The organism is Arthrobacter sp. HMSC06H05, from assembly GCF_001807395.1.
In the GTDB taxonomy this organism is placed as follows: Bacteria; Actinomycetota; Actinomycetes; order Actinomycetales; family Micrococcaceae; genus Pseudoglutamicibacter; species Pseudoglutamicibacter albus.
Window position 1 is genome coordinate 1 of the sequence record NZ_KV789000.1, and the last position, 26654, is coordinate 26654.

General features: G+C 60.8%; 26 protein-coding genes and 2 tRNA genes. 20 read left to right on the top strand and 8 right to left on the bottom strand.

Translation table 11 applies throughout. From position 1 onward, the window contains the following. Positions 1-119 precede the first annotated feature (119 nt). Positions 120-193, top strand: a tRNA-Arg gene (locus tag HMPREF3160_RS08550). Between the two features lie 95 nt (positions 194-288). On the opposite strand, the gene HMPREF3160_RS08555 is transcribed toward HMPREF3160_RS08550, so the two are convergent. Together HMPREF3160_RS08555 and HMPREF3160_RS08560 are read right to left on the bottom strand one after the other, a co-directional pair. Further along, on the bottom strand, positions 289-801 hold the full coding sequence (locus tag HMPREF3160_RS08555; RefSeq protein WP_070490606.1) for a SixA phosphatase family protein: 513 nt from the start codon (positions 799-801) through the stop codon (positions 289-291). Between the two features lie 108 nt (positions 802-909). Then, positions 910-1698 carry a winged helix-turn-helix domain-containing protein gene (locus HMPREF3160_RS08560; RefSeq protein WP_070490607.1) on the bottom strand — a complete coding sequence of 263 codons (789 nt, stop codon included), beginning with the start codon at positions 1696-1698 and terminating at the stop codon, positions 910-912. A 537-nt stretch (positions 1699-2235) separates the two neighbouring features. Here HMPREF3160_RS08560 and HMPREF3160_RS08565 point away from each other — a divergent pair. Both HMPREF3160_RS08565 and HMPREF3160_RS08570 read left to right on the top strand, forming a co-directional pair. Beyond that, complete coding sequence (locus HMPREF3160_RS08565; protein WP_035754796.1) at positions 2236-2976, top strand: response regulator transcription factor; 741 nt, start codon at positions 2236-2238, stop codon at positions 2974-2976. A 49-nt stretch (positions 2977-3025) separates the two neighbouring features. Further along, complete coding sequence (locus HMPREF3160_RS08570) at positions 3026-4777, top strand: sensor histidine kinase (protein ID WP_052048265.1); 1752 nt, start codon at positions 3026-3028, stop codon at positions 4775-4777. Here the strand turns inward: HMPREF3160_RS08570 and upp are convergent. Then, the gene (upp, locus tag HMPREF3160_RS08575) at positions 4720-5358 is read right to left on the bottom strand and encodes a uracil phosphoribosyltransferase (RefSeq protein WP_035754803.1); all 639 of its coding nucleotides are present in this window, start codon (positions 5356-5358) and stop codon (positions 4720-4722) included. The genes HMPREF3160_RS08570 and upp overlap by 58 nt on opposite strands. An 83-nt stretch (positions 5359-5441) precedes the next feature. Between upp and HMPREF3160_RS08580 the strand changes: the two genes are divergently transcribed. Both HMPREF3160_RS08580 and HMPREF3160_RS08585 read left to right on the top strand, forming a co-directional pair. Continuing rightward, on the top strand, positions 5442-5981 hold the full coding sequence (locus HMPREF3160_RS08580) for a nucleoside deaminase (RefSeq protein WP_035754801.1): 540 nt from the start codon (positions 5442-5444) through the stop codon (positions 5979-5981). A gap of 68 nt (positions 5982-6049) precedes the next feature. Beyond that, positions 6050-6140: transfer RNA gene (locus HMPREF3160_RS08585), tRNA-Ser, on the top strand. Positions 6141-6184: 44 nt separating this feature from the next. On the opposite strand, the gene HMPREF3160_RS08590 is transcribed toward HMPREF3160_RS08585, so the two are convergent. Further along, positions 6185-7087 (bottom strand): phosphatase PAP2 family protein, encoded by a 903-nt coding sequence (locus HMPREF3160_RS08590; RefSeq protein WP_070508038.1) that lies wholly within the window; start codon positions 7085-7087, stop codon positions 6185-6187. Beyond that, on the bottom strand, positions 7084-7710 hold the full coding sequence (locus HMPREF3160_RS08595; protein ID WP_070508039.1) for a GNAT family N-acetyltransferase: 627 nt from the start codon (positions 7708-7710) through the stop codon (positions 7084-7086). Before HMPREF3160_RS08595 ends, HMPREF3160_RS08590 begins: the two co-directional genes overlap by 4 nt. A 37-nt stretch (positions 7711-7747) precedes the next feature. Here HMPREF3160_RS08595 and HMPREF3160_RS08600 point away from each other — a divergent pair, with 37 nt between their 5' ends. The 10 genes from HMPREF3160_RS08600 (at position 7748) to HMPREF3160_RS08645 (ending at position 18637) form a co-directional block, all read left to right on the top strand. Beyond that, positions 7748-8206, top strand: coding sequence for a 23S rRNA (pseudouridine(1915)-N(3))-methyltransferase RlmH (locus HMPREF3160_RS08600; protein ID WP_070490611.1), 459 nt, complete (start codon positions 7748-7750; stop codon positions 8204-8206). Positions 8207-8314: 108 nt separating this feature from the next. Continuing rightward, positions 8315-9982 (top strand): radical SAM protein, encoded by a 1668-nt coding sequence (locus tag HMPREF3160_RS08605; protein WP_256174289.1) that lies wholly within the window; start codon positions 8315-8317, stop codon positions 9980-9982. Between the two features lie 9 nt (positions 9983-9991). Then, complete coding sequence (locus HMPREF3160_RS08610) at positions 9992-10345, top strand: hypothetical protein (protein WP_232219294.1); 354 nt, start codon at positions 9992-9994, stop codon at positions 10343-10345. Next, positions 10324-11304, top strand: a complete 981-nt coding sequence (locus HMPREF3160_RS08615; RefSeq protein WP_232219295.1) for a prolipoprotein diacylglyceryl transferase — start codon at positions 10324-10326, stop codon at positions 11302-11304. The genes HMPREF3160_RS08610 and HMPREF3160_RS08615 overlap by 22 nt, the downstream gene beginning before the upstream one ends. Beyond that, entirely contained in the window at positions 11301-11696 is a 396-nt protein-coding gene (locus HMPREF3160_RS08620) for a hypothetical protein (RefSeq protein WP_070508041.1), read from the top strand. Before HMPREF3160_RS08615 ends, HMPREF3160_RS08620 begins: the two co-directional genes overlap by 4 nt. Before the next feature lie 85 nt (positions 11697-11781). Then, on the top strand, positions 11782-12090 hold the full coding sequence (locus HMPREF3160_RS08625) for a hypothetical protein (protein WP_035756419.1): 309 nt from the start codon (positions 11782-11784) through the stop codon (positions 12088-12090). 74 nt (positions 12091-12164) lie between these two features. Beyond that, positions 12165-12536 carry a hypothetical protein gene (locus HMPREF3160_RS08630; RefSeq protein ID WP_070490614.1) on the top strand — a complete coding sequence of 124 codons (372 nt, stop codon included), beginning with the start codon at positions 12165-12167 and terminating at the stop codon, positions 12534-12536. A 53-nt stretch (positions 12537-12589) separates the two neighbouring features. Continuing rightward, positions 12590-12961 carry a hypothetical protein gene (locus HMPREF3160_RS08635; RefSeq protein WP_035756420.1) on the top strand — a complete coding sequence of 124 codons (372 nt, stop codon included), beginning with the start codon at positions 12590-12592 and terminating at the stop codon, positions 12959-12961. 28 nt (positions 12962-12989) lie between these two features. Then, positions 12990-18038 (top strand): Lhr family ATP-dependent helicase, encoded by a 5049-nt coding sequence (locus HMPREF3160_RS08640; RefSeq protein ID WP_070508042.1) that lies wholly within the window; start codon positions 12990-12992, stop codon positions 18036-18038. A gap of 158 nt (positions 18039-18196) precedes the next feature. Beyond that, positions 18197-18637 carry a hypothetical protein gene (locus tag HMPREF3160_RS08645; RefSeq protein WP_070508043.1) on the top strand — a complete coding sequence of 147 codons (441 nt, stop codon included), beginning with the start codon at positions 18197-18199 and terminating at the stop codon, positions 18635-18637. A 2-nt stretch (positions 18638-18639) separates the two neighbouring features. Here the strand turns inward: HMPREF3160_RS08645 and HMPREF3160_RS08650 are convergent, their stop codons facing one another. From HMPREF3160_RS08650 to HMPREF3160_RS08660, 3 genes are read right to left on the bottom strand one after another with little or no spacing between them, the layout of a single operon-like run. Continuing rightward, a complete protein-coding gene (locus HMPREF3160_RS08650; protein WP_176744728.1) occupies positions 18640-19629 on the bottom strand; it encodes a metal ABC transporter solute-binding protein, Zn/Mn family in 990 nt (329 codons plus the stop codon). A gap of 8 nt (positions 19630-19637) precedes the next feature. Further along, positions 19638-20474: a metal ABC transporter permease gene (locus HMPREF3160_RS08655; RefSeq protein WP_070508045.1), complete on the bottom strand. Its 837-nt coding sequence runs from the start codon at positions 20472-20474 to the stop codon at positions 19638-19640. Further along, on the bottom strand, positions 20471-21271 hold the full coding sequence (locus HMPREF3160_RS08660; RefSeq protein ID WP_218078983.1) for a metal ABC transporter ATP-binding protein: 801 nt from the start codon (positions 21269-21271) through the stop codon (positions 20471-20473). Before HMPREF3160_RS08660 ends, HMPREF3160_RS08655 begins: the two co-directional genes overlap by 4 nt. Before the next feature lie 141 nt (positions 21272-21412). Between HMPREF3160_RS08660 and HMPREF3160_RS08665 the strand changes: the two genes are divergently transcribed. The 5 genes from HMPREF3160_RS08665 to HMPREF3160_RS08685 all read left to right on the top strand — a co-directional run bounded on the left by HMPREF3160_RS08665 (position 21413) and on the right by HMPREF3160_RS08685 (position 26607). Then, positions 21413-22438 carry a pseudouridine synthase gene (locus HMPREF3160_RS08665; protein ID WP_070508046.1) on the top strand — a complete coding sequence of 342 codons (1026 nt, stop codon included), beginning with the start codon at positions 21413-21415 and terminating at the stop codon, positions 22436-22438. Continuing rightward, positions 22435-23073, top strand: coding sequence for a DedA family protein (locus HMPREF3160_RS08670; RefSeq protein ID WP_070508047.1), 639 nt, complete (start codon positions 22435-22437; stop codon positions 23071-23073). Before HMPREF3160_RS08665 ends, HMPREF3160_RS08670 begins: the two co-directional genes overlap by 4 nt. Continuing rightward, entirely contained in the window at positions 23060-24532 is a 1473-nt protein-coding gene (locus HMPREF3160_RS08675) for an MFS transporter (protein WP_070508048.1), read from the top strand. The genes HMPREF3160_RS08670 and HMPREF3160_RS08675 overlap by 14 nt, the downstream gene beginning before the upstream one ends. 121 nt (positions 24533-24653) lie before the next feature. Continuing rightward, positions 24654-25397 (top strand): glutamine amidotransferase, encoded by a 744-nt coding sequence (locus HMPREF3160_RS08680; RefSeq protein ID WP_070508049.1) that lies wholly within the window; start codon positions 24654-24656, stop codon positions 25395-25397. Positions 25398-25503: 106 nt separating this feature from the next. Beyond that, positions 25504-26607 (top strand): NADH:flavin oxidoreductase/NADH oxidase, encoded by a 1104-nt coding sequence (locus HMPREF3160_RS08685; RefSeq protein ID WP_083285585.1) that lies wholly within the window; start codon positions 25504-25506, stop codon positions 26605-26607. Positions 26608-26654: the final 47 nt, after the last annotated feature.

Genomic DNA, 26654 nt, shown 5'->3' on the forward strand with positions numbered 1-26654 from the left:
TACGCGATCAATATATGTAAGGTACGCCGCCGATTTGCACACCCGCCAAAGTCTCGGTAATCTTATGCAGGTCGCCATCGATGAGAACCGATCAGGTGAACATCAGATGAAAACTGAATGCGCCCTTAGCTCAGCTGGATAGAGCGTCTGTCTACGGAACAGAAGGTCAGGGGTTCGAATCCCTTAGGGCGCGCAAATTGTTAGGTCTCGGGACACCGTTCATGCGGTGCCCGAGACCTTTTATATTCTCGGGGGTTTCATCTCCTGGCACACTGCCTTGAATGTTGCTTACTTAAAGGTCTTGAACCGCTCCAGCGCCGCATCGCGCCCGTCAAGCTCAGCCCACACACCATCAAAGTGGAACACACATAACGATGCGGGCGGGTAATGCCCCGCCATGTCCATGACCGCTTGTTCATCTGACTCAGCTGACGCCAACCGCATTGCAGCATCCTGCACCGCAGGCATGTGCCCGACCACAATCAAACGGGACACCGTTTCCGGCACATGATTAATCGCGGCAATCAGGCCCACTGCATCAGTCAGATACAAATCAGCATCGAGATACGCGCTCGGGGCATCCTCGCCCAGCACCGAAGAGAACATCGCATACGTCGCCCTCGTACGCACCGCATCAGACACCAAGGCTGCATCCGGCACGAGCCCCTGCCCCAGCACATACTCCCCCGCCCGGCGCGCTTGCTCGCATCCGAACTCGGTGAGCTGACGCATTCGATCCTCTTGCCCCCACGGAGCCTCAGCTTTTCCGTGACGCATGATCAACAGAGTCTTAGCTGCCATCTGAATCCCTCGCTTGACATCCAACCGAACCACTTACTCAACACCATTAAATGCGAGCGGGGCAAGGCATCAAGCCTCGCCCCGTTCACACCATGGATTGGTTCTATATTAGATGGAGTATTCCGGAACCGCCCACACGGTCACCTCTGGGTGATCATAAAAGCGGTAGCCCTGGCCGCGGACAGTCCGTACCGTATTGGACAGACGCCCGAGCTTGGCGCGCAATCGACGGATATGAACGTCGATCGTACGCTCATTCGGGATCTCGTCGGCGCCGCGCCACAGACTCTCAAGCAGCTCCTCACGCCCCACAGTGCGGGAACCGTTCTCAACGAGGTAGTTCAGAAGTTCAAACTCTTTATGAGTGAGGTTCAGGATGTCGCCGTCGAGCTGCACTTCGCGGCGAGAAAGATCAATCAATACACCCACGGTGTGACGCGCTGGATCAGCGACAGTCGGGACCGCGCGAGCCGGAGCGTTGCCGCTGACAGTTGGGTCGCCCAAGCACTGGCGCACAACGTCGATGTTGCTACCACCGGCGCTTGCGGGCGCCAGCGCTACTGCCGCGTGAGTTTGAGCGTCCGGAACCAGGGTCTGGAGGAACGTCGTGACCTGCGAGGACAAACGCGAAAGCGACGTGCCCGCGTTTGCTGCGGTCTCTTCATCCAGACCCACATAGAGCACGAAACCGCGCGCCGATGTCTCACCGCCGGATTCTGCAGGGTTGTTATGCCTCATAGCTTGACCGGGCATGGGATGCATCCCGTTCTGCCCTTGAGGTACTGGAGCGAGGTTACCCCAGCCGGCCCGACCTAACTCAGCTGCTCGGCGAGCTGCTGCTGCGCGCTTTTGTGCGGCGCGGACAGAGATGTGAACGTATCCGGGGTTGGTGGACATACCTGCTCCTTAGACGCAGCCCCGACACCTTGCCGCCCCGGGGCCCTGCCAACCAAAACTCCAACGCCTAAAAACATACCAATGCGAAAATGACACGATATAACAGAGCGATTTTCACAATGGTCCGAAATTCTGGAACGTTATATGTTTCGGCTCATTTCCTTGTATGACAAGATATTGCTCGCAATATTTCGATATCGCAAGCAAAGTTTATGCAAACGTCTCAGCATGTGAGATACACGCCGATTTTAGTGACGAACCTCACTCCCGGAGGCACTTTGAACCTAAGGCTTTGAATTATCAAAGAGTTTTTGCACACCCACGAACCGGCACTATGCAATCTTCGTCACCATGCAACCCGCAACCTTCAGGCCTCAAGACTGAGAATCAGTGCCGGTTGGTGAATATTGATTCAATCAGTTGCATATAATTCAGATGCTGTCTTGACAAGAAGAAACAGCTGATGTAGAAGCGTTACACAGCATTTACATAGGTTTTCCATAGAATTACCTCACCTCTCTCAGGAAAAGTGGTTACATGAGCACTTCTCGTTTCTCCCCTCAAGAGCTACCGCGCCTTGAACACCCAGACGGTTCCCCTATCCGCGCTCTCGTCGTCGATGACGAGCCAACCCTCGCCGATCTCGTAGCGATGGGAGTCCGCATGCTTGGCTGGGAAGCCACTGTGTGTCACGACGGCCTCGAAGCCGTCCAGATGACCCGTGACGTCAACCCAGACATCGTTGTCCTCGACTGGATGTTGCCAGGAATCGAAGGGCCTGAAGTGCTCAAGCGAATCCGCGGATTCAAGCCTGAACTGCCAGCACTGTTCTTGACAGCGAAGGATTCCGCCAACGAACGAATCGAAGGCCTGGCAGTCGGCGGCGACGACTACGTCACCAAACCCTTCAACCTCGAAGAACTCCTCCTGCGCTTGCACCGTCTTGTGCAACGCTCCGGCGCAGCAAGCGCCGACGAGACCGAAATCGTGGTCGGTGATCTCAGCCTCAACACCGCTTCGCACGAAGTGCACCGCGCTGGCGAAGAGATTCAACTCACCGCAACCGAATTCGACCTTTTGAAATACCTCATGGAGAATGCTCGTCGGGTAGTGTCCAAACCACAGATCCTAGAATCAGTGTGGAACTATGGTTTTGACGGACAAGCTAATATCGTCGAGCTATACATCTCATACTTACGCAAAAAAATTGACACAGGCCGCTCGCCAATGATCCACACCGTTCGCGGAGCTGGTTACGTCCTCAAACCTGGAGCGTGATTATCACGTGCGTCACCGCAAGCGCCACCTAGCACGCAAGAATACGCGCATGTCTTTGCGCGTACGCTTGGTGGTCTTGCTAACCCTGATGCTCGCCGCTGGATCCATGATCATCGGCGGGCTGACGCACACCCTCATGGCCGCAAAGCTGTGGGGGCAGCTCGACTCGAGCCTCGCCGCGACCATCGACCGCGCGACCTCCGCCAGCGGGCACATGCCGGTCACCGACGTAAGCAGCCAGCCCGTTGGAACCGTCGTCGCCCTCGTTGCCGACGGCAAGTTCCGTGCCGGCCCCGAAGTCACCGACTCCGTTACCGGCGAGCCTACAAAGCTCTCAGAAGCCGACCGGAAAACCATCATCACCAAAATCGACGAGTTCGAGTACAACCCTCAAAAGACTGAAGGCATCACAGCCACACTCGAGATCGGGGACTACCGGCTCCTCATTGAGCCTGTCGCCTCACGCGATTTGCCAGCATCAACAGTGATGGTCGCAGGACTGCCCGCTAAACGCACCTACGCAACCCTGCGGACGCTCGACCTCACGATGCTGGTGGTCTCCACCATCGGCGTCGTGTTGGTGGGCGCTGTAGGCGGCGCGGCCATACGAGCCACGATGCAGCCGCTCCACCACGTAGTGGATGTCGCGGACTCCATCGCGACCCTCCCCCTCACAGAATCCGATGTTCATGTGGATCAGCGGGTGAACCGTAACCTTGCCAGCAAACCTACAGAGATCGGGCGCCTCGGTGGAGCTCTGAACCGTTTGCTCGACAACGTCGGAGACGCATTAGAGACCCGCGCCGCTTCCGAAATGAAGATGCGCCGCTTCGTGGCCGACGCATCCCACGAACTGCGCACACCACTAGCCTCGATCCGCGGTTACGCCCAGCTGATCCACGTGACCCACGAGCTCACCCCCGACGGGGAACGCTCACTCGAACGCCTGATCGGCCAAACCGAGAACATGACCGAACTGGTCGAGCAGCTCTTGCTTCTGAACCGACTCGAAGAAGGCCACGCCACGACCATCGAAACCGTGGACATGGTCCAAATCGCCGCGAACGTGTACCTGGACTCTCAAGCCGCGTTCGGCGAGCACACATGGGAATTCGACGCGTTCACCGACGGCGACCCCGCCTACGTCGAAGGCGACCCGTCCCAGCTCGCCCGGGTTCTCAGCAACCTTGCCTCCAACGCCGCGAAACACACCAGCGCCGGAACGCAAGTCGACATCACAGTCGGCATCGAACCGACACAGCTCACCCATGTTCCAGCGCTGTTCAACGCAAGCACCACACAAATGCACGCGGAAGAACGGGCACGCTCGCACAACAGCGGCTACGACGTCGTAGTCCGTGTCCACGACACCGGCGAAGGTATCGACCCAGAATTCCTGCCGAAAGTATTCGACCGGCTCGCCCGCGCCGACAAAGCGCGCTCCGGTTCAACATCAACCAGCGGCCTCGGCCTGGCCATCGTCAAAGCGATTGCAGAAGCCCACCAAGGCACCATCAACGTTGAATCAGAGCCCGGCAACACCGTCTTCACCATCCGGCTGCCATACTGCCCACCACCGGCGGCAGGCGCGGCAAAGCACCGCGCTGAAACCACACAGCTCGAAGCGCAAGCCCCAGCTGATGCCCAGGCCGCGATAGAGACGCAAACACCAACCACGGCGCAGTCCCCAGCCACGCGACAGGAACCGAAGGTTCAAGAGCCTGCCAACGCTAAGGAGCCGGTCTATTCGGCGAGGCCGTACAGGCGATCTCCTGCATCGCCGAGACCAGGCACAATGTAGGCGTTCTCATCCAGCCCTTCATCGAGCGCCGCGATGTAGAGGTTGACGCGGTCATCATCGCCGTAGGCCGCGTTCAGGCGCTCAACGCCCTCCGGGGCAGCGATCAAGCAGATACACGTGACTTGATCCGCTCCATGCTCAAAGAGGTAACCGATCGATTCCACGAGGGTTCCGCCGGTAGCCAGCATCGGGTCGATCACGAAAACCTGACGGTTCGACAAATCATCAGGCAGCCGCTCGGCGTACGTGATGATGTCAAGCGTCTCCTCGTTACGAGCCATGCCTAAGAAGCCCACCTCAGCGGTAGGCAACAGCCGCATCATGCCTTCGAGCATCCCCAAACCAGCGCGAAGAATCGGCACGACAAGCGGGGTCGGCTTTGCGAAAGCAACCCCCTTGGTTGTCGCCACAGGCGTCTCAACCGTGACTTCACGGGTGCGGACGTCCCGGGTCGCTTCATACGACAGCAGTGTGACAAGCTCCTCAGTCAACTGCCGGAAAACCGGGGACGGGGTCGTCTTGTCACGCAGAACCGAAATCTTGTGGGCCACGAGCGGGTGCTCAACAACATGTACGCGCATGAAAACAGGATACCGTCCGAGCAACAACGCCGCCGCCACTGCCGAGTACGCGGCGGGAAGATTCATGGTTTACCGTTGTGAACATGCCGATCAAACCACCCGACGGGGCCAACGCATGGATGGGGGCCGCCCTCGAAGAAGCCCGCGCAGCCGCCCAGCACGGCGACATCCCCATCGGCGCGGTCATCGTGGGTCCGGACGGGAGAATCGTTGCCCGCGGCCATAACATCCGCGAACGCGACGGCGATCCGACCGGGCACGCCGAAGTCGTAGCGATCCGTGAAGCCGCACGCGCCCTCGCATCCAACGCCGGCAACCCCACCGGTGGCGACGCTAGCGACAGAGGAGACGACGATGGCGGCGATGGTTGGCGGCTCACTGACTGCACGCTCGTGGTGACGCTTGAACCGTGTCCGATGTGTGCCGGGGCAATCGTGCTCGCCCGCATCCCGCGGGTGATATTTGGTGCATGGGACGAGAAAGCCGGAGCAACCGGCTCCGTGATGGATATTCTGCGGGAGCCGCGGCTGAACCATCGCGCCGAAGTTTTCGCGGGCGTCCAAGCCGGAGAGTGCCAAGAAATACTCCAGGAATTCTTCGCCACAATGCGTAGCGAGCCGTGAACGCTACGTACCGAGACACCACTTCGGTTTGGAAACCGGCCGGGCTATGACATAGAGTGTCCGGAGTTGGTAGCGTGTCCGAGCGGCCGAAGGTGCAACACTCGAAATGTTGTGTGCAGTGACCCTGCACCGTGGGTTCAAATCCCACCGCTACCGCCACAAACAAGAGGTCCCAAGAACACCAGTTCTTGGGACCTCTTGGCTTAATCGATGTCTATTTTATGCACCGTTTGTCTTATGCGCCGCCTGCGTGCCGGCTTTACCTCGCGGCGTGGAAGCCTTTCTTCGCTCGCCCGGTTGATCTCCCGCGACCACCAGTGCGAGCGAGCCCACACATCGACCGAGATCATGACAAACCCGATCGCCGCACCCAACATGGCGCCGCATTGGACGTCTGATAGCCAGTGCACACCCATATAGACACGGGAGAACGCCATCGCGAACATGTAAGCCACACCGAGGATCACGGTGGCCCACCGCAGCCAAGTGCGCACTGCCCACCGCAGAACCATTGAGATAGACACACTCACGAGGGCGAACGCGTTCAAAGTATGCCCCGAGGGGAACGACCCGGAATACTCGTAAGGTTGTAGCTGGGTTTCAAGGGGTGGCCGCTGGCGGTTGAACACGTTCTTGATGATCACCGTGGCACTCACCGACAGCGTTGCCGTGAGAGCGAGCATGATCACCGACCACAGCGACCGTTTGAAATACGCGATAGATCCAGCAAACACGATCATGATGGGCGTGAACACCGGCGTACTACCGATCATGCTGAACACAGGGACGATGTGGGTCCAGGGCTCAGAGCGGGACGCTACGATCCAGTCCAAAATATCTCGGTCCACGGGTAGGCCTGTTGAGTTACGGCCTACATGCCCCAGCAACGTGATGGTAGCTACCAGAGGTATGAGCGCGCTCAACCACAGGATGGAGATGTTCCAACCGGGAAGAGGCACCGGGTGAGGTGCAGGCCGCCCAGATATAGGGCTGAACACTCCGCGGTTGCTCACACGATCACCCCAAGCTGTATTGAGGGCTTCAGACTCGTCTTCACTTGGGCCTTCGCCTTGTCTTTCATAGTGGCCTTCACGCTGGTCGATCACCAGGTGATGTCAAGTTCCGTGGTTTCTGGTGCCGGGTCTGTCACCAACCGGCCGCTTAAGTGAACGTCGATACGTTCCCCTTTGACAAGGAACTTCTTCCTTTCGACCCCTTCCGGGATGAATCCGGCCAGGGCGGCAACCCGTTGAGAGCCCGGGTTGTTGGCTCTGTAACCTAATTCGAGCCTTTCATATCCTCCGTGATCTAGAGCCCAGTTCGCAACTGTTGCGGCCGCTTGCGAGGTCCAACCACGCTTCCGTGTTGCAGCGTGCATCCAGTACCAGAACCAGCCAACCTTGTTGGCCGCATCGCGGTTTATACCAACAAGCCCCCACAGGCGGTCATTGTCATCCACGACCGCGAACGCGTCCTTGTCATCGCAAGCGTCCGTGGTGTCGCCGGCGGTTTCGGTTGCGGGTTCATCCGTGGTTTCGGGGTCAGCGCTGGAGTCCTCGTTGATGAGCGCGGCTACATAGCGGGCCGCTGAAGCGGCATCGGTGACGTTGCCTTGGCGGATCATCTCTGGGCACGAGGCGAACGCTGCAAGCACCGCATCCGCATCCCCTGCCCGCAAACGGCGAAGACGTGGATGGGTTCCAGGTTCAGGCTCGTGAGAATGACTCATAGGGTTAAGTCTTCCACACGCATGCCAGGATGGTTGTGTGAGTATTAGGGTTCTGGCCGTGGGCCGCAAACATGAGTCGTGGGTTGAAGAAGGCATCGCCCGTTACGAACGCCGGTTGCGCAAGCCGTGGGATGTGCAGTGGGACCTGCTACAGCATAGTTCCAAAGCCGACGATGTTGCACGGGCTGAAGAGTCAGCTCGCCTGCTGAAGAAGATCGGCCACGGCGACTACGTTGTGCTGTTGGATGAGCGCGGGAAGATGCTGAACTCACCTCAGTTAGCGAAGGCGTTGCGTGGCCCGATCGACCAAGGTAAGAGAGTGGTTGTGGTGATTGGTGGCGCTTTCGGTGTTGATCAGAGCGTGCACCAACGGGCGGACCTCGTATGGTCGCTCTCCAACTTGGTGTTCCCGCACCAGCTTGTGCGGTTGATGCTCGTTGAGCAGGTGTACCGATCACAAGAGATCATGGCCGGTAGTGGATACCACCACGTGTGAGAGCGCCGTGCGGATCTTCCGTTATCCACAACCGCGAACGCTCCGTTATATATCCACAATTTTGATAGGAATGTGGTCTACGGCACGTTCTTGTCTTAGGCTCATATCATGCCTGTCGATGCACCTGGGATGCCGCTTCGTTCGTACCGCATTCACCGTTATGTGAATGCGTTTTGTCCCGTATGCCATGAGCAAGACCCTCATAAACCACTAGCCCAGGTTGAGCGGCTCACCGGTTGGCTTGCCGAATACCCTGACGGGCAAGTGTGGCTGGAACGCGGTTGCCGCAAACACGGTCTGCAGCGGACGCTGTATGACGAATCCGGTGAGATCCTCACCTATCTTGAGCAGTGGACAGCTCCCACCAAAGTGCATACCCCGGACCTTGAGAACAACTTCCTACCGGTTCCCGAAGCCTACGAATATGGTCTTCCCACAATGCAGACCCAGCACACCTGCATCTTGTTGGAAGACATCACAGACCACTGCAACCTCAAGTGCCCCACGTGCTTCGCGTCCTCTTCCCCTGCTGAGTCCTCTGTTGCTCCGCTCGCGGAAGTCCTCGCCTCGGTCGATACGCGTTTGTCCCGCGAAGAGAACCGTATCGACGTGCTCATGCTCTCGGGCGGCGAACCGACGCTGTATCCGTGGCTTGAGCAGCTCATCGAGGAACTTGCTGCACGCCCGGTAGTCCGGATCCTGCTCAACTCCAACGGACTGCGTATAGCCCAAGACCAGGAATTCGTTGATTTCCTAGCCAAGCACCGCGAGCGCCTCGAAGTGTATTTGCAGTACGACGGCGAAGAGGAATGCTCCGTGCGTTACCACCGCGGCGGGGACATCCGGAAGATCAAGTTCGAGGCCCTGGACCGGTTGTCTGAGGCCGGGATCTTCACAACGCTGACCATGACGGCGGCTTTAGGAGTCAACGACCACGAGATCGGCACCGTGATCCGCCGTGCGCTCGACACCCCGTTCGTGGGTGGCGTGACGATCCAGCCGGTCTTCGGGTCTGGACGTTCCGCGGGCATCGACCCGAACAACCGTTTAACGCATACAGGGGTTCTTGCCCGTCTTGAGGAACAGACTGATGGCCTCGTCACGTGGCGGGACATGACCGCGCTACCGTGTTCCCATCCGCACTGTTGCTCACTGGGATACCTACTCAAAGACGATTCGGGCGAATGGTCTTCACTCACGAGCCTCGTGGGCCCTGAGAAACTGAAAGAGTTCCTTGACCTGAACCCTGACATGATCGCCAACCGCATCGCGGATTCCGGGGTCAATAAGACACTCAAGAAACAGGTCAAGCAATCACTTCTGGACTTGTTCTCTGAGCAGTCCTCGCTGTCTCACCCGTCGATCGGTTCGCTGTGGCGCGACATCTGTGTGGGGTGTGATCTGGGGATCGGAACGCTCGCCAAGCTCGCGGCTTCTTCCCTGCCGGGGCAACAACACCGGCTACGCCAGTTCATGGGTGAACGCGTCAAACGCATCACGATCAAACCGTTCATGGACATCAACACGATGATCGAAGAACGCCTCACCCAATGCTGTGTACACGTCGCGACAGTGCGTGAAGGCGCCGACGAGGATGGCAACGCGACCCATCAGTGCGCGCCATTCTGCGCTGTGCAGGCGTGGGCTCCGCTAGGTGAACGCCGCATCTCCACCGCCACTGGCAAAGCAGACACCGCAAGCACGCCGGCTCATGACTCCGCTGGCCGGCACCGTCTCCCTGTGTCAGTGAAAGTTCCTGACGGAGTGACACGATGAGGGTGCATCATGACTAATAGGGCACACGAGGCGGAGCATTCGTTCATGACGCCGAACACCCCGGCGTTGAACCAACGTGTCACGGACGGGTTGCCGGAACCGGCTCAGCCTTTCGACCCGTTGCGGTTGTGCATCTTCGCCACCATCGCTTTACTGACGTGTATTTTCGGCCCGCTTTCGCTTTTGTTCTTCTCGATTCTTGGGATTCGCGGCTACGCGAAGGCACGTCGCGAAGGCCTCATGAAATCCAAATGCAAACTAGGCGACACTAAACGTGTGATCGCCTACCTCACCACACTTGCCGTGCTCGCAGCAGCGCTCACACCGCTGTGGGTCATGGCATGGATCAAGATAGTGAGCTGACCATGTATCCACATTTATCTGATTTGATCGGGTTCGAACTCATCCCTGGGGTCCCGTTGGATACCCACTCGGTGTTCGTTGCTATCGCATTATTGCTCGGTTCCGTGGTGTTCTGGATTGAGGCGCGCAGACGCGAACGCCTCAACGAACGCACAGGCGTGCTTGTAGTGGGCGCACTGGCTGGTGCCGCCGTGTTCGCTCGTCTTGGCACATGGGCGCAACACCTGGACCCGCGCGAGAATCTGGGCCTCGCAGAGCAGCTAGCTTATGGCAATGCATCCTTCCTGTCTGCGCTGGTGGGTGCGTGGCTTGGCGTCCATGTTGCGAAGAAGATCATCGGTTATAAAGCCCGCAGCGGTGACTTGTTCGCACCGGCTGTGGCGCTTGCGATGGCTTTTGGGCGTTGGGCCTGCTATTTGACGGAGCGGCCGGGAACCCCCACGGGGAGCGACTGGGGTGTTGTGCTCAACGAACAGCAAGGGGCTCACCTGCACACCCCGGCGGGTGTGGGTTTGCATCCGAGCTTCGCTTACGAATCCGCGTTCCATCTGATCGCATTCTGTGTTCTGTGGTTCTGGCTACGGTTCAAACCGATCGCACCGGGTGAAACCCTCACCCTGTATATCGGGACGTACGCGGTATTCCGGTTCTTCGTCGAGTTTGTGCGCGGCAACGAGATCGCCTGGATGGGCCTCACCCGGCCGCAAATGTTCCTGCTCGTGACGATCCCGATCTTCGCGATCCGCATTATCTACCTCATAAAACGCGGCAAACTCTGGGTCACCGAAACCAGCCGTGATACTGCGGCTGCTCCGCGTCTGGCGGCTGTTCACGATGCCGCGGCAGAACACGCTCATGGCCACGTGACGCAACCTGCGCTTGAGGGAGAAACTACCCGTGTGGCAGCACCTGTCCACGCAGGAAACCGCGCGCCTGAAGAAAATGAGGTGCCGGCATGAGCACGAACAACAACACCAACGGCTACGGAGACAGCGAACACAGCGGCGAACACCACAACGAGAGCAACAACCAGCAGTATGGCATGCCTGGCACTAGCGACGGTTACGGTCCCCCTCGGGATGATGAGCGGGGCAACGATGTGGGCGGATGCGGGCTCATGTTCGCCGGCGCTGTTGTTGGTGTTTTCTTCTCGGTGCTAGTGTCTCCTTTCTTCTTCTTTATGAACCCATTCGTGGGCCCATTGATTCCACCGATAGGGTTCATCCTCATCGGCATCTCCCTAATCCTGAAAAACGAAAAACACAAATCATTCGGATGGGGGCTCATTGCTGGGCCTTTGGCCAGCATCATCATCTTCTTTGGTCCGTGCGCCCTTATGGCCTTTTCATAGGCTCAGAATGTCCACGTATAAAACTCACTCACCAGAAACTCACAGTCTCCCTGCACTCAGTAGGGTTTCCCACAAGGGGTGATCCGTGCACGAAAACATCCACACACCCAAGCAGACCGAGAAACGACATACAGACCGTCGCGGCGCCTACATCGGTTTTGCTATCGGTTTCGTGGCAACCGGCCTCAGTATGTATGTGCCGCCATTCTTCGCTAACGGGGATATTCTTCCCCTCTTGCTCTTGTCCCCGCTCGTCTACGCAATCATCGGCATAACGATAGCCACGCTGAGCTCTCGTAAACGCCTCGGCTGGGGCATCTTCATAGGAACTGTTGCAGGCTTCATCGTTGTCATCGTGCTCCTGCTCTACTTCCTCGGCAACAGTAAAAACTGAATTAGCTAGCACAGCCACTGTTGCATCTAAACCACCGCTATACCTGCTAGATCTCTTTCCACAAAGGTTGAAACATGAACGAGAACAATCCACCTCCCGAACTGCACACCACACCAGCTCCGGCCCACCAAGAAACCCCATCTCCACGCACACCAAAGCAGACCAAACATCGCCGCCTGGCTTTCCGCCGTACTTTCCTCGGGTTGGCTACCGGTTTCGCACTCTTCCTCCTGTACTATCTTCTGTCGCAGCTAGCCATAGGCCACTACGTATTTCTGCTTCCTCTAGTTTCATTTGGAATCCCAGTGATAGGCATACTGATTGCTCTGCTGACGCCTCACAAACACTTCGGTTTGGGTCTATTCGCCGGATTCGCCATACCCTTCGTTGTAATGTTCATATACGGGGCTTACCTGCTCGCCGACTACTTGAACTGGCCTAACTAACACAGCCCCGCCAACACTTACATTTGCTGGGCTTCTTCCCGCGAAGGTTAAAAATGAACGAGAAGAGTACCCCACCCGAGCCACATACCACCCCGTCCCAGGTGCACGAACAAACCATTTCGTCACATGTAGCGGAGCTGGTCGATGAAAATCGCAAAAAACGCCGCAACGTCTACATCGGTGTTGCAGGCTTCTTGATCGGTTTCGTCCCAACCGTCCTCGGCATGCATCTTCCATGGTTCATTGACCCCGGCGAGACTCTTCTCCTAGTCCCCATGGCCCCGTTCATTCTCGGGATCATCGGCCTGCAAACCGCTTTGTTTACTCCTCGAAAGCACCTCGGCTGGGGCATCTTCGCAGGAACGGTGATCGCGTTCATGGCCTCGATCGCATTCTGGAGCTACCTTATAGGCATCAAGTACTAGCTACCAGCGGGGGATAAACTCGTAACGAGTGGCACCACAAACACCTAACACAGAAACCATCCTGGGCCGGTTCTCAGAACCCACCAGCACCTGGTTCAACGGTGCCTTCCCACACCCCACGGCCGCCCAACTCGGCGCCTGGGACTCAATCTCACGCGGCAACCACACGCTCGTCATCGCGCCCACCGGCTCCGGAAAAACACTCTCCGCATTCCTCTGGTCACTCGACCAACTCCTCCACGGGAAACAGCACCAAGCCGCCGGCGAAAAGCCACAGAGCAACAAGACACAGAGCAACAAGACACAGAGCGACAAGACACTGCGCTCAGAGAAAGAAACCAAGAAGAGCCGGAGCAAAAAGAAACGCACCCGGGTCCTCTACATCTCCCCGCTCAAAGCGCTCGGAACCGACGTTGAACGCAACCTCCGCGCGCCCCTCATCGGAATCACCCAAACCGCCAAACACCTCACCCAAGCCGCTGACAACGGCACCACAACCGACATCACCGCAGACAACGCCGTTCTGGACACCAACACCACCCCGGAGATCACGGTAGGGATCCGCACTGGCGACACCCCCGTCAACCAGCGCCGCAAACTCATTTCCAGCCCGCCGGATATCCTCATCACCACCCCGGAATCCCTCTACCTCATGCTGACCTCCAAAGCGCGGGAGACCCTCAGCAACGTAGAGACCGTCATCATCGACGAAGTCCACGCACTCGCCTCAACCAAACGCGGCGCCCACCTCGCCGTCTCACTTGAACGCCTCGATAGCCTCCTGGCCAAACCCGCTCAACGCATCGGGCTTTCAGCCACAGTGGAACCGCGCCAAGAGGTTGCCCGCTTCCTGGGCGGAAACCAGCCAGTCACGATCGTCGCCCCGCCAGCAGAGAAAACCTGGGACCTCCGCGTCACCGTCCCCGTGCCTGACCTCTCAGACCTCGCGACCGCACCCGCACCCCAAACCGGCTTACCCACCGACGTCGCCAGCGCAAGCATCTGGCCCCACATCGAAGAACGCGTCCTCAGCCTCATCCGCGCCCACCGCTCCACCATCGTGTTCGTCAACTCGCGGCGGCTCGCAGAAAAACTCACCACCGCACTCAACGAACTCAACACCCGGCACGAAAACGAACGCACCGGCACAGAAAGAGCCGTTCCAGACATCGTGATGGCCCACCACGGCTCCGTATCCAAAGAACGCCGCGCCACGATCGAAGAATCCCTCAAAACCGGGACGCTCACATGCGTCGTGGCAACCAGCTCGCTCGAACTCGGCATCGACATGGGCGACGTCGACCTCGTCATCCAGATCGAATCCCCCGGCGCCGTCTCCGCCGGCCTGCAACGCGTAGGCCGAGCCGGCCACCACGTCGGAGCCGAATCCCACGGCCACTTCTTCCCCAAACACCGAAGCGACCTCGTCTCCACCACCATCACGGTGCAACGCATGCGCGAAGGACTCATCGAAACCATGGCGATACCCGCCAACCCACTCGACGTCCTCGCACAACACACCGTCGCCGCCGCGGCCCTAGACACCCTCGACGTCGAAACCTGGTACGACACCCTCCGCCGCAGCGCACCCTACGCATCCCTACCCCACTCCGCCTACATCGCAGTCCTCGACCTGCTCGCCGGGAAATACCCCTCAGCCGACTTCGCGGAACTGCGGCCCCGCATCATCTGGGACCGCGACGAAGGCACCATCACCGCCCGCCCCGGCGCGCAACGCCTCGCCGTCACCAGCGGCGGAACCATCCCGGACCGCGGACTCTTCGGCGTATTCCTCGCCGACGGCGACCAAGCCGGAACCGGCAACAAACGCGTAGGCGAACTCGACGAAGAAATGGTCTACGAAACCAGGATCGGCGAAGTCATCCAACTCGGTGCCAGCGCGTGGCGCATCCAAGACATCACATTCGACCGCGTCCTCGTCACCCCAGCCGCCGGAGAACCCGGCAAGCTACCGTTCTGGCACGGCGACGACCTCAGCCGCCCCGCCGAACTCGGCCAAGCACTAGGCGCATTCCAAGCCCGCATCGCACACCAACCCGAAACTGAAACCCACACCGAACTCACCAACACGGGGCTCGACGAATGGGCCGCGACCAACCTCATCCGCTACATCAAAGTACAGGAACAAGCCACCGGGCGCGTACCCAGCGACACTCACCTTGTGATCGAGCGTTTCAAAGACGAACTCGGCGACTGGCGGCTCATACTGCACTCGCCGTGGGGTAAAGCCGTCCACGCGCCATGGGCGCTCGCGGTCGCCGCCCGGATCGAGGAACGCTACGGACTCGACGGGTCCGCGATGGCAGCCGACGACGGCATCGTCGTGCGGCTACCGCTCGCCGAAGACGAACCACCCGGGGCCGAAATCTTCATCTTCGAACCCGAGGAACTTGAAGAGATCGTGACCGAACGCGTCGGCGGTTCCGCGCTCTTCGCCGCCCGCTTCCGTGAATGCGCTGCCCGCGCCCTCCTGCTGCCCCGCCGCGACCCGGGCCGCCGCACACCGCTATGGCAACAACGGCAAAGAGCCGCCCAGCTACTCGCTGTAGCGGCGAAGCATCCGACGTTCCCCATCGTCATGGAAACCGTGCGGGAAGTCCTCCAAGACGTCTACGACATGCCGGCCCTGCGGGTGCTCACCCAGAAACTTGCGTCCCGCGCGGTGCGCATCACCGAGGTTGAGACCCGCGAACCCTCGCCGTTCGCGCAAAGCCTCCTGTTCGGGTACGTCGCCCAATTCCTGTATGAAGGCGACTCCCCGCTCGCGGAACGCCGCGCTGCCGCGCTCAGCCTGGACCCCAAACTGCTCAACGAAATCATGGGCCGAGGCGAACTACGCGAACTGCTCGATGCGGACATCATCGCCGCTGTCGAAGCCGAAGCCCAACGCCTCACCCCATCACGGCGCGCGTGGGGGCTCGAAGGCGCCGCGGACCTCCTGCGGGTGCTCGGCCCACTCAACGCCGAAGAACTCGCGGCCCGCCTCAACCCGCCCGATGGTCAGGACGACGATGGCCGGACTGGCGGTGCAGGCGCCCACGATGGCGGCGCGGATAGCGACGCCGGCGCAGGTGCCGCACCGCACGCGTCGGTTGAGGACGCGGCGGCGTGGGCTGATGAGCTCGTGGCTCAGCGGCGCGCGCTCAAGGTCAGGATCCGTGGCTCTGAGATGTATGCCGCGATCGAGGATGCGGCACGTCTACGGGATGCCCTGGGCATCCCGCTGCCCATGGGTGTCCCGGTCGCGTTCCTCGAACCCGTCGAAGCGCCGCTCGAAGACCTCGTGCTGCGTTATGCCCGCACCCACGGCCCCTTCACCACAGAACAAGCCGCGCATTCGCTGGGGCTGGCCAACGCCGTCGTGATCCAGACCCTGCGGCGGCTGATGCAGGACAACCGCATCGAATGCGGCGAATTCACGCCCGGGCGCACCGGAGGTGAATGGTGCGACACCGAGATCCTGCGGCGCATCCGCGCCCGCACACTCGCGGCACTGCGTAGCGAAGTCGAGCCCACCCCGCAAGACGCGTACGCGCGATTCCTGCTCGACTGGCAAGACGTCGGCACGGGCGCTGGGCGCGGCACTCAAGCGTCGCATAGCGCTGATGCGTTGCGTGGCTTGGACGGCGTTTACACCGTGATTGAGCAGCTCGCGGGAGTCCCGTTGCCGGCGAGCGCGTGGGAGTCTTACGTGTTCCCGGCGCGCGTGACGGATTATGCGCCGGCGATGCTCGAGGAGCTCCTCGCTTCGGGCGATGTTGTGTTCTCTGGCGCGGGGGCGCTCGCTGCTGATGACGGCTGGATCGCATTCCACACCACCGATACCGCGGCGCTCTCGCTGCCTCTGGCCATGACCGATGCGGTGGTGGCTAACGGCGCGGACTCCAAGAGCCCTGCCGACGCAACCAACCCAGGCGACGCAACGAGCACCGACGACGCGGCCGTCCACTCGACCCTCCACGAACGCGTGCTCGGGGTCTTGGGTTCCGGCGGTGCGTTCTATGTGGGGCAGATTGCGCAGGCTTTGGCCGCCGACGGCGCGGACCCTGGCGCCACCCCAGTCACAGACTCCGTTGTGGGTTCGGTTTTGTGGGATTTATTGTGGTCCGGCCGGGTCACGAACGATTCGTTCCTGCCGGTGCGTTCTCTGTTGACGCAGGGTAAGGCGACGCATCAGTCGCGTTCGCGTGCCCGCACCCGCACCACGAGGGTGGGGCGGGCCGGTTTGCGTGGTTTGCGTTCGGCATCCGCGTCGAAGCCGGCCGTGTTGTCTCCTGCGGAACGGCTGAACGCGGGACGATGGGCCGCGCTGCCTGCCCCGGAGACCGACCCGACGTTGCTGGCTGCCGCCCGCGCCGAGATGCTGTTGGCCCGCTACGGGGTCGTCACGAAGGGCGGGGCCTCAGTTGAGGGCGCCAGTTTCGGGGCGCTGTATAAGGTTTTCCAGCGGCGTGAGGAGACCGGGACGGTCCGCCGCGGCTATTTCGTGGAGAAACTCGGGGCGGCGCAGTTCGCGTTGTCCGGGACGGTGGACAGGCTGCGTGAGTTCGTCCGCGACGGCGATGCACCTTCCGCCGCCCTGTCCGACACCTCCGCCACCTTCGCCACGGGCACACCCGCATACAGTGCGGTGACCCTCGCGGCGACTGATCCCGCGAACCCTTTCGGCGGGGTTCTGCCGTGGCCAGACCCGCCCGCGAAAGCACGACCGGGCCGGAAGGCTGGTGCCCTCGTGGTCATGGTGGATGGTCACGCGGCACTGTATGTGGAGCGGGGTGGTCGGACCGTCATTTCGTGGATCGATGAGCTCGCGCACCATCTCACTACCGCAAGCGGCGCGGTGCCTGCCAGCGCGTCGGCGGCCGATGTGCAGTCAGCGTTGACCTCGATCGTTGCAGTCTCACTGGTTGAGGCGTTGCGGCGTGCCCGGTCGCAGGTCATCACGCTCCAGAAGGTCAACGGCGAAGACATCCTGGGCACGAATCTGGCTGCGGCGCTCCTCGGGGCAGGGTTCTCTTCACTGCCGTCGGGCGTGCGATTCCGCCCGGATTTCTGAGAACTCGGCAGTTCCAAAGCAGTAGAGGTATAGGATCGGACCTATCCGAACACCGCCTAGACCTGACGTGGGACCCCGTGACGACTTGGTACGAGATACTTCCGCTGAGCACCCAGCGAGACTTTTGGATTCGCACAGTTTGGGAAGGGAAACCCCCGTTGGGGCCGTACACCCTTGACGATGGACGCGATATTTACGATGTTGTTGCCGACGGCAACCTCGAAGAGCTCCCATTCGACGTGTGGTTCGAACGAGAAACAATAAGTCGCGGTAAACGTCGGGGCGACATTCTCTGGGGTGGCCCGCCCACGCTCGTGTCCCAACGTTTCGCGGATGCAGTAGCTGAACTCGGGGTAGCAGGGTGCTCAACATTCGAGGTAAACCTTTTCAGCGCGAACGAGGGGCGTGTCACCGGCTACGTCGGATTCGTCGAAAACACGGAAGGCACCAGCGAGATTACGTCATATGCTTGGCGGGAAAGCGCCCACAGTTTCGCGTGGATCGTGAGCGAACGCGTACTTGAAGGGCTCAGAGAACGCGGCGTTGATATGTTCCACGTCGAACCGTTCACTGAGAAGCGCCGGTTCCCGAAGATCTAGCCCTACTGTTCACCGAGCCCGCGGGTCAGGCTTTCAAGGTTGTGTTCAAGGAAACCGATATACGTCCCCGCGGGACTGCCTGGTGCGCCGAGTTCATCCGAGTACAGGGTTCCTGCGATCGGCACACCGGTCTCCTCCGACACAGTCTCCATAGGCCGCTGATTGACGTTCGTCTCCACAAACAGCGCCGGCGGCCGATGCTCCCGCACAAAATCCACGGCACGCTTCAGCTGCTCGGGACTACCCGCGTCCTCCGTATCGATCAGCCAGATGTAGCCTTCGGCAAGCCCGTAACGCTTTGCTAGATACTGGAACGCACGCTCGCTTGTCACGATGATCCGGTCGTCCTCCGCGACGCCTGCGAACAGTTCGTCATAGCTGCCCGCCAACTCGTTGATGCGCCCAACGTAGGCGTCCCGGTTGGCACGATAGTCAGCGGCGTGCTCCGGGTCCGCCCGGATCAGGGCCTCAGCGACGTTCTCCGCCATCTTCGCCCCGTTAGCCGGGTCAACGAAAACATGCGGATTCACTTCATCCTCATCCAGATCGGATGCTTGATCGCCGTCAGCTTCGTCCTGTTCCACCCCGTCGCTGATGTAGAGCGGTTTGATGCCGCGGGTCGCCTCCACGTGTTGGCTGGTGTCTAGGTCCACGGCGTTCATGAGCCGGCTGATCCAGCCGTCCTCCCCGCCCTCTAGATTCATGCCGCTGGAAATCAGCAGGTCAGCATCTTGAGCGTGAGTCGTGTCGGCAGGACGGAGCTCGTATTCGTGCGGGTCCTGCCCCACCGGAACGAGGTTGTAGACATTCACGTGCTCCCCGCCGATCTGCCGCGTCATGTCCTCGAGAACAGAAAAACTCGTCACGACGTTGAACTTGCCGTCACCATCGAACCCGGCGCCACTACCGGCCTCGTCTCGCGGAACCACGCTACAACCTGTCACGGCAAGCAACGCCACCGCGATGGCAGCAAGCACCGCTTTGAAAGTCACTTTCCGCGTCATCGCCCAGCGATCGCTTTCGTAACGACGCCGGTGCGTGGCGCGAAGAGGTACGCGAGCGTGAACATGGTGAACGCGGTGAGCACGATGGCGGGCCCAGACACGATGTTGAACCTTACGGAGAAGTACATCCCTCCAGCAGCCGCTACGACACCGATGAGCGCGGAGACCGCGATCATGCTTGGCAACCGGGTGGTCAATAGATACGCGGTCGCGGCAGGTGTGATGAGCAAAGCGACCACGAGGATCACGCCCACGGTCTGCACGGACGCGACCGTCACGAGTGCAAGCGCAACCAGAACGCCGTAATGCACGGCTTTGACGGGAACCCCGTAAGAATCAGCGAGGACCGGGTCGAACGTCGTGATCTTCAGCTGTTTATAGAACAACAAGACCGCCGCGCACACAACCGCGCCGATCACCACCGCAAGCCACATGTCTTGCTTCCGAACCGCGAGCACGTTGCCGAACAATACATCGGTCAGTGAGAACGTCGCGGTCGTGTTGGAGAGCAAGATGATGCCGAACGCGAGGAACGCGGTGAACACGATCCCGATCGAGGTGTCACGTTTGAGCGTTGTGGTGGTCGAGACCACGCCGATCCCGAACGCCGCGAGCAGCCCCGCGGCGAGCGCTCCCACGAAGAATAAGACGTCGAACATGAACGCGAGCGCGATCCCCGGCAGCACGGCGTGGGAGATCGCGTCCCCCATGAGTGAGAGCCCCCGCAGGATGATGAAGCTGCCGATGACCCCGCACACAAGCCCCACAACGCTTGCGGTGAAGAGCGCACGGGCGAGGAATGTGTATTCGAAAAGGTCGTTGATGAAGGTCATAGGTTCTCGTTCTCCCCGCCGCCGAGCAGCGCCGGCGCGTAGGTGATGATGTCGGGCCCGTAGGTTGCGGAGAGGTTGTCTGCGGTGAAGGTCGCGGCGGTGGCTCCGTTGGCGATGATGCGGCGGTTGACGAGCACGATGTCGTCGAAAATGAGGCGTGCGTTGTTGAGGTCGTGGTGGACCACGATGACGGTGGCGCCGTGGGCGACGCGTTGCTTGAGGATGTGTGTGATGCGGGCCTGGGATGCGGCGTCGATACCCACGAAAGGCTCGTCGAGGAAGAACACGGTGGCCTCTTGCATGAGGGCTCGCGCGGTGAAGACGCGTTGGGCTTGGCCTCCGGAGAGTTCCCTTAGCTGGGTTGTGGCGTACTCGTTCATCCCGACCGCATCGAGGCATTCGCGGGCGTGTTCGCGGTCGGTTCGGCTGGGCCGTTGGAAGGTGCGTAGCCGCGGATAGCTTCCGAGCATCACGGTTTCTAGGACGGTGATCGGGAAGTCCCAGTCGCTTGTGGTGCGTTGGGGAATGTAGGCAACTTCGCCACGCACCTCGTCAAGGCTTTTACCGTTGATGTTGATGCGGCCTGTGGCTCGCGGAATGAGCCCCATGCAAGCTTTGACGAGGGTGGATTTACCGGCGCCGTTGGGGCCCATGACCCCCACCATGCGTCCTGCGGGGATACTGAGGTTGACGTTGCTCAGGATGGTGTTGTGTCCGTAGCGCACGGTCAGCTCTTCGATGCGCACCGCATTGGCTGCTTGCATGGTGTCCTCCTGGCCAGCTTCGTGCTTCAACATACCCCGGCAATTGTTAAGCTACCTTAACTTTGCTGTGGTGCCTAAAGAGCCGCCGTAACGCCGCTACCCCGGCAAGGCCTGCAAGAATGGGCAAGGTATTTCGCATATTCTGTGTAGTTCACACATCCAGTCCTGAAACGCATGAGCTTCAAACCTTCCTCTTATAAGCAGTCCCCGCTACCGGTGAGAAACGGCATCAACGCGACCCGCCTTCGCGTACCGACCACCGGCCCGTGGGAGACCATTCAGGAATACACGCTGGATCGTTTTGGGCACATCGACGCTGAAGGGTTGCGCCGCCGCTTCGCTCACGGCGAGGTTGCCGCGGTCGATGGCAGCCGCGTCACCCCGGAGACCCCGCTGGGCGAGCACGAATTCATTTGGTATTACCGGGACTCCCCTAACGAGGAACACATCCCGTTCTATTGCCGCGTAATCCACCGCGATGCGGACCTGCTGGTGGTGGATAAGCCGCATTTCCTGCCGATGACCCCGGGCGGCCGGTACGTACGCGAATCTGCACTGGCCCGGCTGAGAGTCCAGCTGGGGATCGATGACCTCGTGCCGATCCACCGGCTCGACCGCGCAACAGCCGGTGGGGTCATGTTCTCGATCAATCCGGCGACCCGCGGCGCCTACCAAACCATGTTTGAGCGCCGCGAAATCACCAAGAAATATCAGGCCGTCACGTTGACCCCGCCCGGCTGGGATCCGCAACATCCCGCCCTGGGTGGAACCCGCCTGCCCTTCACCGTCCGCAGCCATATCAAGAAGGTCCGCGGCGAGATCGTGGTGCGCCTCCACCGCCTCGACCAGTTCCCTCCCAACGCCGTCACCCGCATCCGCCTTGCCGCCTATGGCCTCAACCGCCGCGGCGAGGACGTCTGCTTGTGGGACCTCTCGCCGGTGACCGGCCGCACCCACCAGTTGCGCGTGCATCTTGCCCAGCTGGGTTCCGGGATCATCGGAGATCACCACTACCCCTACCTGCTGGATGACGCCCCGGACAACCACGATGAGCCCCTGCAGCTATTAGCCCACACCATCAGGTTCACTGACCCTCTCACGGGCCAGCCGCGCTCCTTCACAACCCAGCAACGCCTCACCCTAGGCCCACTCACCATCCCTACGCAGGACAGCTCCGTCACGCAGGACGGCCGGCCGTGAACCTTTTCGATCCGAACGCGTGGGGTACGTGGTTCTATCTCGGCACGTTCTTGGCCCAGGTGTTGGATGCCGCGTTCCCGCTGATCCCGCAGGAGCTGTTCGCGCTAGCTATCCCAGCGTTGGCGGGGCAGGGAATTATCAACGGGCCGCTGGCTGCCGCGGTCACGGTGATCGGGCATGTGCTGGGTGAGGTGTGGCTCACGTGGGTGGTGCGTACGCGCCACGGGTGGCTTAACAAACGACGATGGGGCCGCCGGTTACTGCAGAGCGTGGACTCCGCGGCGGGTTCGCTTGGTTCTGCGGGCAGTTTCTCTGTTTTGGTGGGTTTGCGTTTCATATCGGGCGGCCGTACGGTCGCGTGCGTTGGCGCGGGCTTGTCGAAGCTGCGGTGGTCCCTGGTGTGGTGGTCTTCATGTGTGGGCTCTACCTTGTGGGTCTTATATATGATTACCCTTGGCGGAATTCTGCACTCGCTTCTGGGGTTGCCGGCGTGGAGTTCCGCGATTCTAGGCATGATTATCGGTAGTGTTTTGGGGGTAGTCCCCCTCGTGTGGACGCACAAACGCCGCCGTCGACTTCGAGGAGCCGTTAGTGCAGCTTCCGTCCCGTTGGAACAATCCCGTGAAGAAAAGTGACCGCTCTGATGAGCAGGTTGAGTCTGCTCGGGACAGTTCTGGCGCCCAGGATTCCGGCGATGGCCAGGGTGGGCGCGCGGACGAGAACGTAGAAGGCTACGGCGAGACCCTCTATTTTCCGGCTCAGATCCGGCCTGAGACGTTGCGTTTCCCTGAACGTGATGAACCGTTCGATGTGGATGACACGAACGCCGAAACCGAACGTCGCGCCGCTGCGGCACAGGCTTCCCGCGAACGGAGCAGCAAAAAGACGGACGAAACACCTGAAGCACCTGCTGCCCCAGACGGCCCTCCAGCCCTGGGCGTTCCACCTGCGCTGGGCGTTCCTCCAGCGCCAGACGTCCCCGCTACGCCAGAGGCGGACGTTCCCTCTACGCCAGAGGCGATTGATGAACCGGACGAGATCGCGGCGGAATCTGAAGAGCTCGAGGAGCCTGATGCGGTCGAGGAAGCACCGCGTGAGCTGACCCTCGAGGAAAGCGTGTGGGAGGCCCGTGAGGCCTTGCGCCTGCAGAACGAGCGCCATAACGACCCGGACTATTCACCGACCGAGTATGTTCCCATCGCGGTGTCCCGCAGGCCGGCATCAACGACTGCACAGGAGCAGGCCCCGCAGACTGTTGTGTTGCCGTATAACCTGCCTGAGTTTTCGCCAGCGCCTGAGCCACGCCCGCACGATCTTTTCCGGCGCATCACGGCAACGGTTGTCTCACTCGTCGCTTTCGTGGCGAGCCTCGCGCTCTTCAGCAAAGGAGTGCCGGCAGGACTCATAACGCATGCTGATGCGCGTGTTGAACTCGCGCCGCTGGTTCCAGGTATAGCTCTGGTTCCGGTTGCGGCTTTAGGGCTCCTCACCGCTAGCGCTTTCTCATGGAAACGCAATCAACATTCAGCCCGCCGCCAACGCAGCACCGGATGGTTAACAGCTGCGACCTCGGCGACGCTGGCCGGCTGGGTCGGCTCCGCGATGGCGGGTTTGTGGTGGCTTGCCGCCGTCTGTGCGGTCCTGTGGACCGCTCTGGCCGCGGAAGCAGTGCGGCGGCTCAACCTGCTCACCGCGCGCACGCATCGTGAGTATTACGAAACCGACCTCCCCACTGAGCTGAGCCTCGGCGCCGGCGCCTTCATGGCCGCCTGGACCGCAAGCGCGGCCGCAACCGCGTCCGGATGGTCGCTGCCACCGCAAGCGCTCTGGGCGCCAGCGACCCTCGCTGTAGCGTGCATCCCCGTGTTCCTCGCCTCATTCACGGAACGTGGGCGCCTGTGGGCGCCGGTTGCCTTCGGTTGGGGTGCGGCGTGGCTCATCATCGCCCACATCGTTACGTTGGGTTTCCATGTAGGGCTCATCCTGGTGGCAGGGCTCGCGGCAGCATGTACGCTGATCGCAGCGACCACCCGACGCAACGACATCCGAGTCAAAGAAGCAGCCATCGACGCGAACCTGCGTCGCAGCAGCTAACGCGCAAACCTGCGTCGCAGTATCGAGCCTGGCCGCCGGCTAGCCTGGCTCACTCGCTAGCCTGGCACGGCTTCGCGTCGGCGCCGCGCCTGCTTGATCTCATACGTGAAAGGATGGGCTGATGAGCGCACCATTCCTGCTGTTGCAGACCCGCCCGGAAGACGCCTTGGCGGACGCCGAATACGAGGCGTTCGTGCGGCTGTCCGGGCTTGAAGCGGGCGATGTTGAACGGTTCCGGCTTGAAGCCGCGCCGCTACCGTCCGGTTTCGAGAACACGTGGAATCAACGCTATTCGGCTCTGGTTCTTGGCGGGAGCCCATTCACCTCAACCGATGTTGATCGAAGCGAAACCCAGATCCGTGTTGAGGAAGAACTCGCGCGAGTGCTGGGGGTCGTGATCGAGAAAGACCTCCCGTTCCTCGGTTTGTGTTACGGGGTGGGTGTGCTCGGGTTGGCCTCCGGCGCGGTGGTTGACCGCACGTATTCAGAACCTGCGGGCATCTCCCATATCAGCCTCACACCGGAAGGTATCGCTGACCCAGTACTTTCTGGCGTTGACCCGCATTTCGATGCGTTCGTAGGCCACAAGGAGTCCACGACCAAGCTGCCGGCCGAGGCGGTGTTGCTTGCCACATCGGACCCCGCACCGGTCCAGATGTATAAGCTCAAGAACAACATCTATGCGACCCAGTTCCACCCGGAACTGGACCCGGACGGGCTCATCGGGCGCATCGAGGCCTACCGTGAAAACGGCTATTTCGATCCGGAAGATTTCGATGCGATCGCTCACCTGGCACGCAACGCGGACGTGACCGCAGCGCACCGTATCCTGGCGAACTTCGCGAAGATCTACCTCCCGCGCTAGGCCTACGCACCCGCTGGAACCCTCACACCCGCCGGCGTCTGCACCAACCCTGAGCCTGTACCAGCCTTGCCCCTGCCAACCGTTCATCAGTTGTCGAAGGAGTGCCGTGGCATCCACACTGTTCACCGAGCTGACCATTCCCGCCCCGCACGGTGCGGGGCTCACTCTACGCAACCGCGCGTTTGTCTCAGCGATGTGCCAGTACTACGCGCCTCGCACCGGGGTTCCGCAGCCGTGGCACCTGGTGCATTACGGCGCGTTCGCGACCGGCGGTTTCGGCCTCGTCACGGTCGAATCCACGGCGGTCGAGGCACGCGGACGGATCTCTGATCAGGACCTCGGGCTGTGGTCGGATGAACAGATCGAAGGCCACCGCACAATGGCGGAGTTCATGCGCGCTCAAGGCGCGGCCGCAGCGGTTCAGCTGGGGCACGCGGGCGGTAAAGCCGCAACCTACCCCAACTTGCGTGACGAGCCCCGCGGGACCCTGGGTGAGGACCGCGCATGGGAGGTCATCGCGCCCGGTTCTGAACCGATCCAGCCCGGCCTGTTCACCCCTCGCGAGATGACCGCTGAGGACATCCAAGAGGTTATCGCCGCGTTCCGTGAAGCGGCACGCCGAGCGGATCAAGCTGGCTATGACGCGGTGCAGATCCACGGGGCGCACGGCTACCTGATCCACGAGTTCTTCTCGCCACTGACCAATCAACGTGAGGATGAATACGGCCGCGACCGGGCACGGTTCGCACTCGAGGTCGCATCCGCGGTGCGTGAAGTGTGGCCTGCGCATAAGCCTCTGGGGATCCGCTTGTCCGCAACCGACTGGGTCGAAGGCGGCGTGACATTACAGGACACGGTCGAGCTCGCCCGTCGGCTGCTGGAGGACGCCGGTGTGACGTGGTTTGACATCTCATCCGGCGGGATCCATCCGGATCCTAAAGTCATCCCGGTCGGGGCCGGCTACCAGGTTCAGCTGGCAGCCGCGTTACGACAAGCGTTACCGGCCGAACAGGCCGTGGTCAGCACGGTAGGGCTCATCACCGAACCCGCCCAAGCCGAAACGATCGTCGCTAGCGGCCAAGCCGACGCCACCAGCATCGGGCGTGAGGCCCTGCGCAACCCTCACTGGGCGGCCGTCGCCGCACGTTCGTTGCGCGTACGCGTTGAAAATAACCCCGCATCGGAGGCTTACTGGCTCGGGATGCGCTAGCGAAAACGCACGGCTACGCTCTCACGCTGTTTGAGAACAAAGCGACA

Coding starts and splice junctions, on each gene's coding strand:
- HMPREF3160_RS08555 (WP_070490606.1), bottom strand. CDS start 801: ATGGCAGCTAAGACTCTGTTGATCATGCGTCACGGAAAAGCTGAGGCT.
- HMPREF3160_RS08560 (WP_070490607.1), bottom strand. CDS start 1,698: ATGTCCACCAACCCCGGATACGTTCACATCTCTGTCCGCGCCGCACAA.
- HMPREF3160_RS08565 (WP_035754796.1), top strand. CDS start 2,236: ATGAGCACTTCTCGTTTCTCCCCTCAAGAGCTACCGCGCCTTGAACAC.
- HMPREF3160_RS08570 (WP_052048265.1), top strand. CDS start 3,026: ATGTCTTTGCGCGTACGCTTGGTGGTCTTGCTAACCCTGATGCTCGCC.
- upp (WP_035754803.1), bottom strand. CDS start 5,358: ATGCGCGTACATGTTGTTGAGCACCCGCTCGTGGCCCACAAGATTTCG.
- HMPREF3160_RS08580 (WP_035754801.1), top strand. CDS start 5,442: ATGCCGATCAAACCACCCGACGGGGCCAACGCATGGATGGGGGCCGCC.
- HMPREF3160_RS08595 (WP_070508039.1), bottom strand. CDS start 7,710: ATGAGTCATTCTCACGAGCCTGAACCTGGAACCCATCCACGTCTTCGC.
- HMPREF3160_RS08605 (WP_256174289.1), top strand. CDS start 8,315: ATGCCTGTCGATGCACCTGGGATGCCGCTTCGTTCGTACCGCATTCAC.
- HMPREF3160_RS08610 (WP_232219294.1), top strand. CDS start 9,992: ATGACTAATAGGGCACACGAGGCGGAGCATTCGTTCATGACGCCGAAC.
- HMPREF3160_RS08615 (WP_232219295.1), top strand. CDS start 10,324: ATGGATCAAGATAGTGAGCTGACCATGTATCCACATTTATCTGATTTG.
- HMPREF3160_RS08620 (WP_070508041.1), top strand. CDS start 11,301: ATGAGCACGAACAACAACACCAACGGCTACGGAGACAGCGAACACAGC.
- HMPREF3160_RS08630 (WP_070490614.1), top strand. CDS start 12,165: ATGAACGAGAACAATCCACCTCCCGAACTGCACACCACACCAGCTCCG.
- HMPREF3160_RS08635 (WP_035756420.1), top strand. CDS start 12,590: ATGAACGAGAAGAGTACCCCACCCGAGCCACATACCACCCCGTCCCAG.
- HMPREF3160_RS08655 (WP_070508045.1), bottom strand. CDS start 20,474: ATGACCTTCATCAACGACCTTTTCGAATACACATTCCTCGCCCGTGCG.
- HMPREF3160_RS08660 (WP_218078983.1), bottom strand. CDS start 21,271: ATGTTGAAGCACGAAGCTGGCCAGGAGGACACCATGCAAGCAGCCAAT.
- HMPREF3160_RS08665 (WP_070508046.1), top strand. CDS start 21,413: ATGAGCTTCAAACCTTCCTCTTATAAGCAGTCCCCGCTACCGGTGAGA.
- HMPREF3160_RS08680 (WP_070508049.1), top strand. CDS start 24,654: ATGAGCGCACCATTCCTGCTGTTGCAGACCCGCCCGGAAGACGCCTTG.